The following is a 14,409-nucleotide window of genomic DNA, read 5'->3' on the forward strand; positions in this document are numbered from 1 at the left end:
GTCTCGGGTGAACAAGAACGCCGCGATCGACGCCGTGCAAGAAATTCTCAAGGGTGCCAGGGCTTCCGAGTCCGTGCGTTTGGAGAAGCTCGCGGATGCGATGCAGCCGTGGACGCCGGAAACGGCGGTGACCAAGGTTCAGATCAAGGGTGTTCCGGAAGGGCCGAGTGCCGGTATCGCGGCGCGGTCCCAAACGAATTTCCTACCGCTGGTCTTGGACGTCTTCTCGCAGGCGCTGAAGGTCGACGACTATCTTTCGTCGAAGACGAAGTCGACAGCAGGGCCGTGGCAGTGGTGGCAGCGCAACAAACTCGGCGCGGTGCAGACCGGAGTTCATAGGTCCACGCTGCACTACGGCGCATCGTATTGCACTGTGTTGCCGTCGATGTCACCGGGCGACAGCACACCCGGTGCGTTCGTTCGTGGTGTGGCGCCTCGGAAGATGACGGCGATGTACGGCGAGCCAATGGAATGGGCGCCAAGTGCCGGCGGCCCGGTCGATGATGACTGGCCGATGATGGCCTTGGAGATGCACGGGTCGTTGATCCGTTTGTATGACGAGGAGTCCGTGCATTTCGTCGGCATCAAAAACCTTCCTCGCTCGACTTTCGGATGGTCGGACCCGGCGTATCTGAAAGACAACTTCGAGTACATCGAGCCACGCGGCCACGGTGTCGGAGTGTGTCCGATCGTGCGGTTCCGGGATCGGATCCTGCTCGACGGTGAGGAACAGTTCGGGATTATCGAGCCACTGCTGACAATTCAGTCGCGGATCGACGAGACCTCGTTCGAGATGGCGACGACGCAGTACTGGGCAGCGTTCATGCAGCGGTACGTCATGGGTTGGCTCCCGAAGGATGAGGCGGAAGCGTTTCGTCAGTCCGCCTCGGACACCATGTTCTTCAAGGAGAAGGACGTCAAGGTCGGACAGTTCGAAGCGTCCCCGCTCGGGCCCTACATCGAATCGCATGACTCTGCATTGCGTGACCTCTCGGCCATCTCGCAGGTTCCTGCGATGAACCTTGGTCTCTCCGGAGTCTCCAACATCGCGGAGGGCACGCTCGCCGGTGTCGAAGCGGGTAAGGACCGCAAGGCTGACGAGATCGCGACATCGCTTGGTGAATCGTGGGAACAGGTGCTGCGCACCAGCGCCCACATCACCGGGGACGCCGAGAGTGCCGCCGATTTCGGAGCTGAGGTGAAGTGGCGCGATCAGACAGCTCGCACGTTCGCTCAGATCGTCGACGGTCTCGGCAAACTCGCGCAATCTCTTGATATTCCGCCGGAGGCACTGTGGGAGGACGTTCCGGGATGGACCAAGGAACGGGTCGATCGTATTCGGGAAATCGCTGCCGCTCGTGATTCAGGATTGGCGTATTCCGGGGGTGAGTAGTGAATCAGTCCCGATTCCGTCGCCTCGTAGCCCTGCTGATGAAGACGTTGGGCCGACAGGTCCGCCGCACCATCCGAACTCAGGGCGTCCCGATCACAGCGGAGCAGCGTGCGGAGGTTGCGGCGGCACTGCTGCCGCACATCCGCCGTGCTCGGGCTCAGTCGCACGCGTTGGGCGCGGCGATGCTCGAACCTCAAGCACGCTCTCTCGGTGTGGTGACGCCTCCGGTGCGCCCGGTGCGTCCCTACCCTCAGCGTGCGGTCGAGACGATGCTCGAGAACGTCACGAACGTGAACCCTCGGCCGTCTCGGGCTCGGGTCACCGTCGACGGGAACGCTCAGGACGGGGCGCGCGGCCCCCGGGTGTCTGTGCAGGCGCTCGATCCGGTCACGCGGCGTCGTGCTCGGGTCACTGTCGATGTGACAGAGGAGAATCGGCGCGACTCGCAAGTGGTCAAGGTCGTCACCGCGCGGCTGGAAGCTGCTGCTGAGCGTCACGCACGGATGCCGAGCCGTGAAGCTCTGACCGATGCTTTGGAGTCGACGCCGATTGTTCCCCTGCAGTCAGCTCCGGACGAGGATCCTGAAGCCGATTTCGTGTGGGACGACGACGATCTGCTCTCACCCGACGACGTAAATGCCGGCCGTGCGGCTTTGATCGGATGGGCACGAGTACTCACCGGAACGGAATCGTGCCCCTGGTGCGCGATGCTCGCCTCTCGCGGGCCGGTGTTCAAGTCCGAACGGGACGCGCAGTTCATCACGTCCAGGTCCGAACGATTCGATTCCCGCGAACTCAAGCTCTACCACGACAACTGCGACTGCGAAATCGTCATGGTCCGTGAGGGCGTCGACTGGAATGGCCGTGAACAATACGAGGCGCTCGAACAGTTGTGGATCGAATCCACTCTCGACACGTCGGGGCAGGACTCGGTAAAGGCGTTCTCGCAGGCGTTCAACCAACGTGCCGCCGACGGTGATATCGATCAGTTCATCGCGACGTTCCCCGACGAGACGGATGACGATTCCATCGAGGTTCCCCCTGAACCGGATACGTCTGTGCCTGAGTCTGATCCGGTCGATCGACTGCAAGAGTCGAGAGATCGTCTGGCCTGGCTCGAAGAGTCCCGTGCGACTCTCGAATGGCTCGAAGCGGAAAGAAACTTCAACGCCGCACCCCCGGCTCTGTCTGCGGACTACGACTCCTCCGTTACTCCGGAGCAGAGAGCATCGATCGATCGTGACCTGTCGGTCATTCCGATTTCGGTGCGTCAGCAACTCGCGGCCGAGGGTGTTCGATTACAGGTCGGTGACACGGTCGAGAACACTCCACTGGGTGCGATCTACCGCGGTCAGCTGACCTCAGACGGTCGACCGCTCACCGATGGTGTCGGCGGCTTCTACGATCCGCCCGAGAACGCCGTGCTGATTTCGTCGACCGTTCCTCACGGATCGGTGAACGTGATCGCCCACGAACTCGGACATGCACTGGACTACACCGCACTTCGCAATCGACCCGTCGATGTGGAGATGTCGATTCAGGGCACGCGCGGGCAGCAGAATCTGCCTGCGTCGACACTGGCATCGGTCATCCAGCAGCCTCGGGTCCGGCGAATCACACAGATCGTGCAGGACCCGTACTTGGAGTTCGCGCACGCGATGGTCGTCGCGTCGACTACTGGTCGCGAGTACTTCAAATCCGGCTCCGCCGGCACTCGTGAGGATGGTCGCCGGGAGTGGATCGCCGAAGGCATCGCTGCGATCATCGAAGGTGATGATGCGGTACTGCTGGAGATCTCCGGTGGAAGCGCTCAAGCTGCGGATATACTCAAATGGTCCCTACGTCGATTGGAGGTGCTGCCGTGATCGCTCCCGTGCTGTACCTCGGTGACAATCGCTATCTGACCGTGCAAGGCACCATCGTCGAAGGCCAACCCAAGACAGCCGACGACATTGAGTTCAGTCGCATGCTCGATCCGGACTACGAACCGGCCGAGACGGATGGCGCGCCGGCCCCGGTTGCGCCCCTGACTGATGCGAACCGATCAGGTTGGGAATTAGCAGCACAGCGTGGCGGATACGTCCTCGACGAACTGCTGACTGCCTCGTAACCACATTCACTAATCATCTGACCCCGTAGCACTCGCTGCGGGGTTTTTTATGCCCAGACCACGGTCGTGGGCGCATCCACCCCAGGAGGGTTTCTTCGTCATGACTGCACCCGTCACACCGCCCGCACCGGCCGCTCCGCCCGCACCCCCGGCACCATCAGTTGATCCGGCACCCCCGGCGACTCCTCCGGCCCCTGCCGCTCCAGCTGCCCCGGCCACACCACCCGCACCTGCGGCAAACGAGCCGACACTTGAGCAGCTCACTGCACAGCTCGCAGCGGCACAGGCGCAGTTGGCGGAAGCGGCTCCAATCCTGGAGGCCCACACGGCGACGCAGGAACAGAACAAGACCGAGGTGCAGAAAGCTCTCGATCGTGCCGACGCAGCGGAGAAGCGCGAAGCTGCGTTGGCACTCAAATATGTTGCCGCATCGCACGGTATCGCCGAGGAGAATATCGACCTGCTCGGCACCGGAACGCTTGAGGAAATCCAGGCCCGCGCGGCGCGCATCGCCGCTCTCGTCCCGGCACCGACCGAACCTCCCACACCCGTCGATCCTGCGCCGCTGGGCGCGCCGCCGTCGCAGCGCCCGGTCGAGGCACTCAAACCCGGCGCTTCCCCCGCACCGCCCGTCGCCCCCGACGACTCGTACCCGGCGTCCTGGCTTCCGCCAGTTCGCTCCAACTAGAAAGGCAAGTCCCTCATGGCAAATGAGTGCATTCCCTTTTACTCGCCCGGGCTGGACCTCACTGTTCAGACCACGACGGCGGTGAAGGGCAAGACGTTCCTCAATATCAATGGCGCTCTCGATCCGGCCGCCGGAACTCTCGCGAAGGCAACGACCGCTGCTGCGGCCGGTCTCGTGATCGGTGTCGCCTCACGTGATGCCGCATCCGGTGCGCGGGTGCCGGTGATCCGAGGCCCTGGCCGCATCGTCCCGGTCACGGCCGGCGGCGCAATCGCTGCGGGCGCCGAAGTCGAGGTCGGCGCTGGCGGTAAGGCCGTCACGCTCGCCGCCGGCAAGGCCGTCGGCCGCGCGTGGAGCGCCGGAGTCAACAACGGCGACGTCGCCGTATCCCTCTACTAGGAAAGGAGTACTCGATCATGGCACTCAACCCCTCGCATCACCCACTCGCAGGTCCAGTGGTCGACGGAACGAACTACACCGTCGACCTCATGCTCAAGGAACCGACTCGCATCACGCGGTATCTCTCGGATCTGATGTTGCCCAAGTACTTCATGCACCGCATCTTCAGTAGCGGTGGATCGGTCAGTGGCGGATCGGTCGTCTTCGATCAGCTCACCAAGAATGATCTGTACTCCGACCGCGACGTCCAGAACGTCGAGCCCGGTGGCGAATTCCCGATCATGACTTCATCCCGCCAGGCACCGCGCACGGCTCAGGTCGAGAAGTTCGGTGGCAAGTTCGAGGTGCTCGACGAGGCGAAGGATCGCAACGATCCGTCCTCCATCAAGCAGGAAACGACGAAGCTGTCGAACACGATCAACCGCGGTATCCACATTCGCGGTGTCCGCGAGCTCGAAGCGGCGATCGCCGAGTACAGCTCCGGCGACTACGCCGACTGGACCCCGGACAGGGAAGCCCCGGCCGGAAAGATCCTCGGCGTCACGATGGCGGGTGCGTCGTGGAAGAGCGCCACGACCACCAAGGCAGCGGACAAGACGGCCGCGACCGACCCGTCGGCGAACTTCGCCCTCGCCGAATTGCGCTCGGAGAAGATCGAACTCGGGGTGAACTACAACCTGTGGCTCGTCAACCCGACCGACAAGACGAACTTCCAGATGACCTACGGCGAGAACTGGGAGAACATCCTCAAGAACTGGGGCGTCGAGCTTCAGTCCTCGAACATCGTCCCCGTGGGCACCGCCTACGCGGTCGCCGAGGGCCAGGTCGGTGAAACCCGGCTCGAGAAGCCGCTGTCCACCGAGACGTGGCGCACGCCCGAAACCGAGTCGAGCTGGGTACAGACCTCGGTCCGACCGGTGATGTACGTGACTAACCCGTTCTCGGTTCTCAAGATCACCGGCCTAAACGCCTGATCGGAGGTAGCTGTGGCTACGCCGTTCGCAACAATCGTTGATCTGAAGTCCCGTCCATCTGCGCTGACCGAAGCACAGATGGACGGGTCCGGTCAGCTCCTCAAAGACGCGTCGCTGTGGATGCGGGTGTGGTTCCCCGGAGCCGCGGACGCAATCGGTTCAAACGAGGATCTGGCAGAGGCGCTATCAATGGTGTGTTGCTCGATGGTCAAGCGCGCCTTGATCGCTGGCGAGCGAGAAGGGCTCACCTCGCACAGCGAGACGATCGACGGGTACGCCGAGCAGGTTGTGCTCAGTAATCCTGACGGGAACTTGTACGTCACGAATGCGGAGAAAGATCTGATCGAGAAACTCCTCGAGGTCAAGACCGTCACCGCGGTATCTATGACGATGCGAGGTACGTGATGTGGAGTCGTGGGGAAACGGTCACGGTCTTTCGGAAGAAGGAACGTGACCGGCCCGGTGACGCGGTCGACGGCGGCACAGACGGATACGTCGAGCACCATCCGATCGAGAACGTCGTCATTCGTTGGCTGGACTCACAGGATCTGACCGATCAGCGGGTCGGCTCGGAAACATCTGTGCGGCTGTCGTGCCCGTCGGGTGCGGATGTACTTGCCACAGACCGAATCCGACTACCAGACGGCGATATGTACGCCGTCGACGGCAAACCGAAGCGGCCCAGGTCGCCCAAGAGTGGCCGTCAACCGTACGTCGGTGTGATGTTGAAGGCGGTGACGTAAATGGCGCAGCCGAAGGATTACACGCCCAACCACGCCGGTGTCGGCAAGATGCTGGTAGGTCCGGAGATGCGGTCGCTGGTGCAGGAACGTGCCGAAATGGGCGCTGCCCTGTACCGCGAACGGGTCAAGAAGCACACCGGCGAGAACGCCAGAACCGTTCGCGTGCACACCGAGATCGGCGGCAAGAAAAACGACCGCTGGACCGGCGTCGTGACGGCCTTCGCTCCGCACGCCGCTGCCCGAGAGTTCGGCAACTTCCGCAAGCGCGGCAAAGGGTTCCAGGGCGAGCACGTCTTGCGCACCATCGCAAACGATCTGGAAGCAGGTATCGAATGACCTGGCAATTCCCCGACGCTGAAAACGTGATGTGCGATCTTCTCGACCCCATCGCTCCGGCATCGACATGGCTCGGTGACGACTGGGAGAAAAACCTCCCCCAGATCCAGGTCAACCGGATTGGCGGCGGCCTCGACCCGGACGAGGTCACCGACACCGCCCGCCTGCAGGTTGCTGTGTTCGCCGTCAACCGTGCAGAAGTCCAGCGGTTGAACACGCTGGTGCGCAATGCGGTTCGGGAAGCCGAGTTCAGCGAAGTCGGTGGTGTGCAGATCGACACCACCTCGGAAGCGATCGCCGGGCAGCAAGTGCCCGACAGCAATCCGGACGATCGGCGCGTCATCTCGACGTACACCCTCGCATTCCGCGAACAAGACCTCTAACACCACTAGCGACCAACCAGCGCGCTCCCACTTCGGGTTCGGCGCTTCTTTGTCGTACCCGAAAGGACATCATGACCTCCATCGAACAGATCCGCGACGTCCACAAGGGCCAGATCCGCAAGGGCGGCGCCGGCGCGGTCCTCCTCGGACCCGAAGACGCCGATCCCATCCTGACGCTGACCACCGGCGCCAGCGCAGGCCTCGCGGAAATCCCCAAGGGACCCAAGGGCTACAAGTCCATGGGCAAGCATCCCCGCGACGGCGCTCCGACATTCACCTCCGAGCAGGAGCAGTCCGAGGTCTTTACCTGGGGCGAGCTGGAAGCCTCTCGTATCGACAATATCTCGAAGACCTCGACCATCGCGTGGACCTGCCAGGACACCCGCAAGAGTGTGCTTTCCGCGCACACCGGCGTCGATCTCGACACCATCGAACTCGATCCGGTCACCGGCGAGCTCCAGATCATCGAGCCCACCGATCCGGACATCCGGTACTACCGCGCCATCTTCATCACCGTCGACGGCCGCGGCGAGAACGCCTACTTCATCGCCCGCTACTGCCCCCGATTCGTCATCACCACCATCGGTGAGGAGTCGTGGAACGCGGAGAACCCGATCGTCTACCCCTTCACCGGTCGCGCACTCGTCGACGACGACCTCGGATACGCCGTCAAGCGTCTCTACGGCGGACCGGGATGGAAGAAGGGTGCGCAGGCCGCTGGGTTCACACTGGGCTCGCTCGAGATCACCACGGCCACCCTCCCCGGCGGCAAGGTTGGCACTGCGTACTCGCAGACGCTGCTCTCCGCCGGCGGCACCGCATCGCGCACCTGGACCATCTCCACAGGCTCACTGCCTGCAGGGCTGACCCTCAACGCCGCGACCGGCCTCATCTCCGGAACCCCGACCACTGCGGGCACGGTGAACTTCACCGTCCAGGTCGTAGACGACGGATCGACCATCGCACAGAAGGCGCTGACCATCGTCGTCACCGCCTGACCCCTGTTCGTCAGCCCGCGCCGTTGCATACCCCGGTGCGGCGCGGGCTGATTCCCACCCCCGCCGGGGACAACAACTTTCACCACCTCCCATCGAAGGGGCTCCCATGTCTTTCCCGTCCCATCTCGTCTCACCCAGCGGCGTCACCGTCGCCGTCGGCTCCGCCCGCGAACACGTCAATCTGCGCTCTCTCGGCTACAAGACGCCCGAGCAGGTCACCGCCGCTGCGGAACAGGCGGCTGCACAGGCCACCGCGAACGTCGCCGCAGCAGAAGCATCGGTCGAGGACGCTGCCGCGAATTCGTCAGCCGCACAATCCGATCTCGACTCCGCCCGCGAAAACGCGACATCGACCCTGTCCGAACTCAAGGACGAACTGGGCGACGGCGGCGATCCTGCCCTACCGGTCGATGGCGATCCCGTCGCCCCCAAGCCAACCGGCCGCGCCGGCCGCACCAAGTAGTTCCCACCCATCCGTAAACAACCAACACAGAACCGGGGTTCCATCATGGCCAAGAAGAACGAATACGACTACTTCGCAATGAAAGCCGCTGCCGAGAAGAAGTCACGCGGCCCGTTCATCCTCCCGCTCCCGCCGAAGGAAGAGGAGGACGGTTCGTTCACCGACCGCAAGATCGTCGTCGAACCGTTCACGGTGAAAAAGGCATTCAAGGCGAACCCTGGAGCGGGTCCGAACGAGCAGTTGAAATTCGCATTCGGCGCCGAGCAGTGGGAAATGCTGCTTGATGTTGTCGGGGATGAGGATGTGCTTGTCCTGCAGGAGATTGCACAAACATTCAGTAACCATTTCTACGGTGATGTCGAGGGCGTCGACGGGGGAAAAGAGCAGTAGTCGAACTGATCGACCAGTGGGCAGGTGAACTCGAATACGACCTGCACGCTTACCTCGGAATAGATCTCGATGATTTCTTCCGAGGTAAGTGGCCCTGGGCCAAACTGTTTCGGCTCATCTCGCAACTGCCGAACGGCTCGCGCTACAAAGCCGGACTGATGCTCGATCCGGAGTTGGCCGAGTGGATCGTCGATCAGCTCGAAGACGACGGCGAGGAGCTGACCGCCAGGTCGTCGTTCGTCGACGAGACCGTCGATACCGCGATTCTGCGCGACATTCACAACGCGGTGCGCTACCTGGTGTCGCCGATCCTCGCGCCTCACGTGAAGAAGCCTCCGCGCATCGACCCCATCAAAGGCCCTGTCCCGGAGTGGAAACGCGTCCAGAACGGGCGCGACATGGACGACGTCGACGAGATGTTGGCGTACTACGGAATTGAATAGGCGGTGCCCTGATGGCGACGTACGAAACCGGTCAAGCGGCCATCCGGATCGTCCCGAATCTGACTGGGTTTCATAAGACGTCGAACGAGAAGTTGAAGGAGCGTCCACTTCGGGCGCCGGTTCAGTTGGTGCCGAACCTGAAAGGGTTCATCACCGATGCGAACACCAAGATCGCGGCACTGAATCTCAAGCCTGCCAAGGTCCAGATCGTTCCGGACATAACCGGTTTCGCGACGGCGCTCGACAACAAGCTCAAAGCCGTGCACGCCGAGTTCGACGTGCAGATCCTTCCGGACATCACGGGTTTCGCGACCGAGCTGGATACCCAATTGGCGACGGTTCCCGAGCACAAACTCGAAGTTGGACTTGAGGTCACGGAAGCGGAAATCCAGCGGTTCCTTCGGGACCTGCAGGCGCATCTGAGCAAGGCCGATATCAGGGTGCCGGTAAGGCTCGATCTCGACGAGGGCAACTACCTCGAACGGATCGCATGGCTGACCCGGCCGCGCAATCAGAAAATCGACATCCACACCGACGAGTCCGGCATCAAAAAGATGAGCGGAGCACTCGGTGGGTTGACCTCGGGTCTGGGTGGAATCTTGCGAGGTGTCGCACCGATAGCGGCAATCGGTTTCGCCGCGGCCGGCGCGGTCGGCCCGATCGGTGCGCTGGTGGCGGCTCTCGGTACCGCTGCCGGTGCTTTGGCGGCGCTTCCGGCTCTCGGTGTCGCTGCCGGTGCGGGTTTGGCTGCTGTGATGATCGGCGCTAACGGTGTCTCCGGAGCGTTTTCCGAGATGAAGAAGTCCAGCAGCGCTGGCGCCGACACATCAAAGGCGGTCGAGGCAGCGCAACAGCGAATTGCATCAGCCGAACGAGGCGTCGCAGCGGCACAGCGCACATCCAAGCGCGCCCAACAGGACCTCAACGACGCCCGCAAGGACGCTGCGAAGCGTCTGCGCGACATGAATGACGAACTGCAGAACTCGGCACTCGACGAGGAAGCCGCCGTTCTGGCAGTCAATCGCGCACGTAAAGACCTGGAGCAGACGAAGAAGGACCAAGCCAAGGGCGAGGCTGACGGCGACGATGTCGCCGAAGCTGACCTTGCCTATCGACAGGCCATCGCGGCAATGGAGGCGCAACGCAAGTCTGCTACCGAACTCGCAAGTGAGACAGCGCTTGCCAACCAGGCCGGTGTCGAAGGTTCACGCGAGGTCATTGATGCCAAGCAAGGAGTCATTGACGCGACCCAGGGCGAAGCAGACGCGCAGCAGGATCTAGCCAACGCTGTTCGTGATCTCGGTGACGCCGGGAAGGGCTCCGGCGGGGTCGACAAGTTCGCCGAAGCGATGGACAAGCTCTCCGCGAATGCGCAGGACTTCGTCTACGCGATGCAAGATCTCGGTCCTGCGTGGACCGATGTGCGGAAGTCGATCCAGGATGATCTGTTCGAGGGGCTGGGTGACTCTGTCACCAACCTCGCGAATACGCAGTTGCCGGTCCTCAAGACCGGGCTCGGTGCCATCGCATCCGAGATCAACGGTGGCCTGCGATCGGCAATCGCACAGTTTTCGACGGAGTCTGCTGCGCTGGACTTTTCGAAGGTGCTGGGCAGCTCGGCGGATATGTTCTCCGGGATCGCGGATTCCATGGCGCCGCTCTCCCAAGCGTTCATGGACATCGTGTGGGTCGGCTCGGACTTTCTCGGCGGTGTCGGGTCCGGGATAAGTGATTGGGCCTCTGGGTTCGCCGACACGATCGCGGAGATGCGGGCCGACGGCAGCTTGAAAGAGATGATCCAGAACGGCTTGGACATGCTCAAGAAGCTCGGGTCCATGCTTGCCGATGTCGGTGGCATCATCACCGGAGTCTTCGGCGCCGCGATGGAGGCCGGCGGCGACACCATGGCCGGTCTCGGTCAGGTGCTGGACATGGTCAACAAGTTCGTCAATTCCGTTGACGGACAGGCTGCGTTGAAGGACTTCTTCACCGCTATCGGTGCTGCGATCAGTGCTGTTATGCCGATCATTTTGCAGATCGCTGAGGTCATCGGAACTACGGTGGCACCGGCGATCTCGGAGATGATTGTCGCGATGGGACCGGGGATCTCCGTCCTTGTCGACGGTCTCGCGGCGGGTTTGGAGGCATTGGCTCCGGCGATGGGGCCGATCGGCGAAATGATCGGCGCTATCGGTGCCGCTCTCGCTCCCCTGATGGAGCCGTTGGGTGCGCTCATTGGTGTCATCGCGGGCGGTCTCGCGCAGGCGATCACGGCGATCATGCCGGGCATCACGGCTATCACGGAAGCGCTCTCGACGGCTTTGATGCCGATCCTTCCGATACTGACCGGGTTGTTCGAGCAACTCACTCCGATCATCGGAGAGATCGCGACTGTGCTGGGAGACGTTCTCGGATCGGTTATTTCGGTAATCGCTGAGGCGCTCTCTGCGGCACTGGTGCCGATTCTCCCGATCCTGACCGGGTTGTTCGAACAGATGGCCCCGATCATCGGGCAACTGGCGACAGTGCTCGGTGATGTTCTGGGAACGGTCCTTTCGGTGCTCGCACCGATCCTTCCGGTGATCATCGGTTACTGGGCGGATCTGCTCGATGCAGTGTTGCCGTTGCTTGAACCACTGATGAGTTTGGCGGTGGCGATTCTCGAACCGCTGCTCACCGTGATCATGGAACTGATTCCGATCATTGCGGAGATCGCCGGCGTCATTGCCGGGGTACTCGGCGAAGCGGTCGAGATGCTGGTGCCGATCCTCGAACAGTTGTCGCCGATGTTCGGTGAAGTCGCGAGCATCGTCGGCGAGTTGTTGATGGCGGCGGTGCGGGCGCTTGCTCCGCTGATTCCGCCACTGGCAGATGCGTTCTTGAAGATCATCGAGGCGCTGCTGCCGCTGCTTCCGGTGATACTGGATCTGGCGATGAAGCTGCTTCCACCGTTGGTGGACATCATCATGGCGCTGATTCCGGCGATCGAACCGGTGATCGGCATCGTGACGATCCTGATCGACATCTTCGCCGAGCTGGTGGCATTCCTTGTCCCGATATTGATTCCGGCTGTCGAGCTGATCGGATCGATTGTTTCGACGGTATTCGGCGTGATCGGTGACGTGATCTCCGGAACCATCAACAACGTCGTGACACCGGTGCTCAACACCTTCGAGACGGTGATCGGCAAGGCCCGCGATTTCATCAGCGGCGCTATCGACGCGATCAAGGGATTCTTCACCGGTCTCGGTGACGTCGTCGGCAACGTCTTCAACGGAATTACGACCGGAATCGCCAAGGCCATCAAGGGCATCGGCAGCCTGATGTCGAAGTTCAAGAATGTCCCAGGTCTCGGATGGGTCGGCGAAACCGGTGAGTCCATGACTCGTTGGGCTGATGAGCGACTTGCTCAGAAGCTCGCGACTGGTGGTCAGGTCGAAGCCGGCCGCGACAGCCGCGGTGTGTTGTTCGGTCCCGGAACCGGTACGTCGGACAGCATTCTCGGCCGCGACGAGAATGGAATGCCGACGGCGCTGGTGTCGGCCGGTGAGATGGTCGTCAACAAGAAGCAGACGGACAAGAATCTGCCCTTGCTGACAGCGATCAATGCCGGGTGGACACCGCCAGCGGAGTTCCTGCACGCAATGCTGCCCGGCTTCGCTGGCGGTGGCCAGGTCGAGTCGATGGAGAAGATCGTCGGCGAACGCTGGCCGTCGCTGCTCCAAGGCGGCCATGCGTTCTCGTCGTACCGCAACAGCAACGATCACCACGGTTCCGGTCTCGCTGCGGACTTCTCCAACGGCGGTGACGCCGGCAGTCCGGAGATGCAGGAGTTGGCGGCGTACATTGCCGACAACTATCTCGGGCAGACACTCGAGCTGATCCACTCACCGTTCGACCGCAACATCAAGAACGGTGAGTACGTCGGCGACGGAATGGGCTACTACGGCGCCGGTCTGATGGCGCAGCACCGCAATCACGTGCACTGGGCTGTGGCCGAACCTGTCGGTGAACCAACTCCACAGATCGTTCCGGAGCTCAACCCGTTCGCCGGTAGTGGCCCGTCGGCGCAGACACCGTCCACGTCTGCATCGGAGGCGAAAGTTCCGGACACCGGGATCTATGCCGGGATCAAGGACGGCAGCACCACCACCGATTCCGGGGCATTGCCGACGATGGCGGATATCGCTGCCGATGCGGCGAGGGAAACCACCGAGGGCGTGTTCGACTTCTTCGGACTCAAGGACACCGTGTTCTTCGATCCGAACCTGTCGCCCTTCGTTCGCGGCGCTACCGCGGCCGAGGACGCTCGCAAGCAGCAGAACTCCGATGCCAACTCTGCATTCAACGCACACCAGGGAACCGGGTTCGCGCCGGGAACGGTGGCCTCGGAGGTAGTTCCGACGTTCACCTCACCGTTAGCTCCGGAGCCTGATCACATCTGGGATCCGAATCAGGGTGCAGCGCAGTGGGACAGCACGATCCTCAAGGCGCTGAACATGATGGGGCTGCCGGAATCGAATCTCGGTCGCACTCGTGAGCAGATCGACATCGAGTCCTCGGGTAATCCGGACATCGTCAACTACGGCTACACCGGCGAGGACGGCAGCCACCCGACCGGGTTGTTGCAGTGCTTGCAGGCCACGTACGACGCGATGGTCCATCCCGACCTTGCGGGTCGTCCGATCACCGATCCGCTGGCGAACATCACCGGCGGTCTCGGCTGGGTGGTCAACCGGTGGGGCGGTCCGGAGCAGAAGTGGCCCACCCGCGCCGGATACCGCGACGGCGGATTTATCTGGGGCGGCGGTGACGGCACGTCGGACTCCGTACCGATCGATGCCAGCACCGGTGAGTTCATTGTCCGAGAGGCGAAGGCCCGCAAGTACGGGCCGGTCCTCGAGGCCATCAACTCCGGCGTGATGGATCAGATGCTCCAAGCGGGCCGGGCCGGGTTCCGCGGCTCGGGCGCCGGCCGCGACATCTCGTTGTCGATCGGCGAAATCAACACCTACGGCGAGGCCGCAGCGGTGCGCGAGTACAAGCGCGCCGTCCGCGCTGCCGTGACGTCCGACGCGCTGGCATAGGA

15 protein-coding genes are annotated in these 14,409 nt (G+C 62.4%); all 15 read left to right on the forward strand.

Annotated elements, in window-relative coordinates; genetic code table 11:
• The first annotated feature begins 7 nt into the window (after positions 1–7).
• The 15 genes from FFI94_RS22180 (at position 8) to FFI94_RS22250 (ending at position 14,407) form a co-directional block, all read left to right on the forward strand.
• The gene (locus tag FFI94_RS22180) at positions 8–1,393 is read left to right on the forward strand and encodes a phage portal protein (protein WP_138869702.1); all 1,386 of its coding nucleotides are present in this window, start codon (positions 8–10) and stop codon (positions 1,391–1,393) included.
• Entirely contained in the window at positions 1,393–3,258 is a 1,866-nt protein-coding gene (locus FFI94_RS22185) for a hypothetical protein (RefSeq protein WP_138869703.1), read from the forward strand. The genes FFI94_RS22180 and FFI94_RS22185 overlap by 1 nt, the downstream gene beginning before the upstream one ends.
• Entirely contained in the window at positions 3,255–3,503 is a 249-nt protein-coding gene (locus FFI94_RS22190) for a hypothetical protein (protein ID WP_138869704.1), read from the forward strand. Before FFI94_RS22185 ends, FFI94_RS22190 begins: the two co-directional genes overlap by 4 nt.
• Before the next feature lie 100 nt (positions 3,504–3,603).
• On the forward strand, positions 3,604–4,191 hold the full coding sequence (locus FFI94_RS33800; protein WP_185993283.1) for a hypothetical protein: 588 nt from the start codon (positions 3,604–3,606) through the stop codon (positions 4,189–4,191).
• A 15-nt stretch (positions 4,192–4,206) separates the two neighbouring features.
• Entirely contained in the window at positions 4,207–4,590 is a 384-nt protein-coding gene (locus FFI94_RS22200; RefSeq protein ID WP_138869705.1) for a capsid cement protein, read from the forward strand.
• Between the two features lie 17 nt (positions 4,591–4,607).
• Positions 4,608–5,564 carry a major capsid protein gene (locus FFI94_RS22205; protein WP_138869706.1) on the forward strand — a complete coding sequence of 319 codons (957 nt, stop codon included), beginning with the start codon at positions 4,608–4,610 and terminating at the stop codon, positions 5,562–5,564.
• 12 nt (positions 5,565–5,576) lie between these two features.
• Entirely contained in the window at positions 5,577–5,969 is a 393-nt protein-coding gene (locus FFI94_RS22210) for a hypothetical protein (RefSeq protein WP_138869707.1), read from the forward strand.
• Entirely contained in the window at positions 5,969–6,307 is a 339-nt protein-coding gene (locus tag FFI94_RS22215) for a hypothetical protein (protein WP_138869708.1), read from the forward strand. Before FFI94_RS22210 ends, FFI94_RS22215 begins: the two co-directional genes overlap by 1 nt.
• A complete protein-coding gene (locus tag FFI94_RS22220) occupies positions 6,308–6,643 on the forward strand; it encodes a hypothetical protein (RefSeq protein WP_138869709.1) in 336 nt (111 codons plus the stop codon). It abuts the gene before it with no gap.
• A complete protein-coding gene (locus tag FFI94_RS22225; protein WP_138869710.1) occupies positions 6,640–7,026 on the forward strand; it encodes a hypothetical protein in 387 nt (128 codons plus the stop codon). The genes FFI94_RS22220 and FFI94_RS22225 overlap by 4 nt, the downstream gene beginning before the upstream one ends.
• 71 nt (positions 7,027–7,097) lie before the next feature.
• Positions 7,098–8,024, forward strand: a complete 927-nt coding sequence (locus FFI94_RS22230) for an Ig domain-containing protein (protein ID WP_138869711.1) — start codon at positions 7,098–7,100, stop codon at positions 8,022–8,024.
• Between the two features lie 106 nt (positions 8,025–8,130).
• Positions 8,131–8,487: a hypothetical protein gene (locus tag FFI94_RS22235; protein ID WP_138869712.1), complete on the forward strand. Its 357-nt coding sequence runs from the start codon at positions 8,131–8,133 to the stop codon at positions 8,485–8,487.
• Between the two features lie 45 nt (positions 8,488–8,532).
• A complete protein-coding gene (locus tag FFI94_RS22240; protein ID WP_138869713.1) occupies positions 8,533–8,877 on the forward strand; it encodes a hypothetical protein in 345 nt (114 codons plus the stop codon).
• Positions 8,878–9,035: 158 nt separating this feature from the next.
• A complete protein-coding gene (locus FFI94_RS22245; protein ID WP_138869714.1) occupies positions 9,036–9,320 on the forward strand; it encodes a hypothetical protein in 285 nt (94 codons plus the stop codon).
• An 11-nt stretch (positions 9,321–9,331) separates the two neighbouring features.
• The gene (locus FFI94_RS22250) at positions 9,332–14,407 is read left to right on the forward strand and encodes a hypothetical protein (protein WP_138869715.1); all 5,076 of its coding nucleotides are present in this window, start codon (positions 9,332–9,334) and stop codon (positions 14,405–14,407) included.
• The last annotated feature ends 2 nt before the right edge of the window (positions 14,408–14,409 follow it).

It is taken from the genome of Rhodococcus sp. KBS0724 (genome assembly GCF_005938745.2).
Taxonomy (GTDB): Bacteria; Actinomycetota; Actinomycetes; order Mycobacteriales; family Mycobacteriaceae; genus Rhodococcus_F.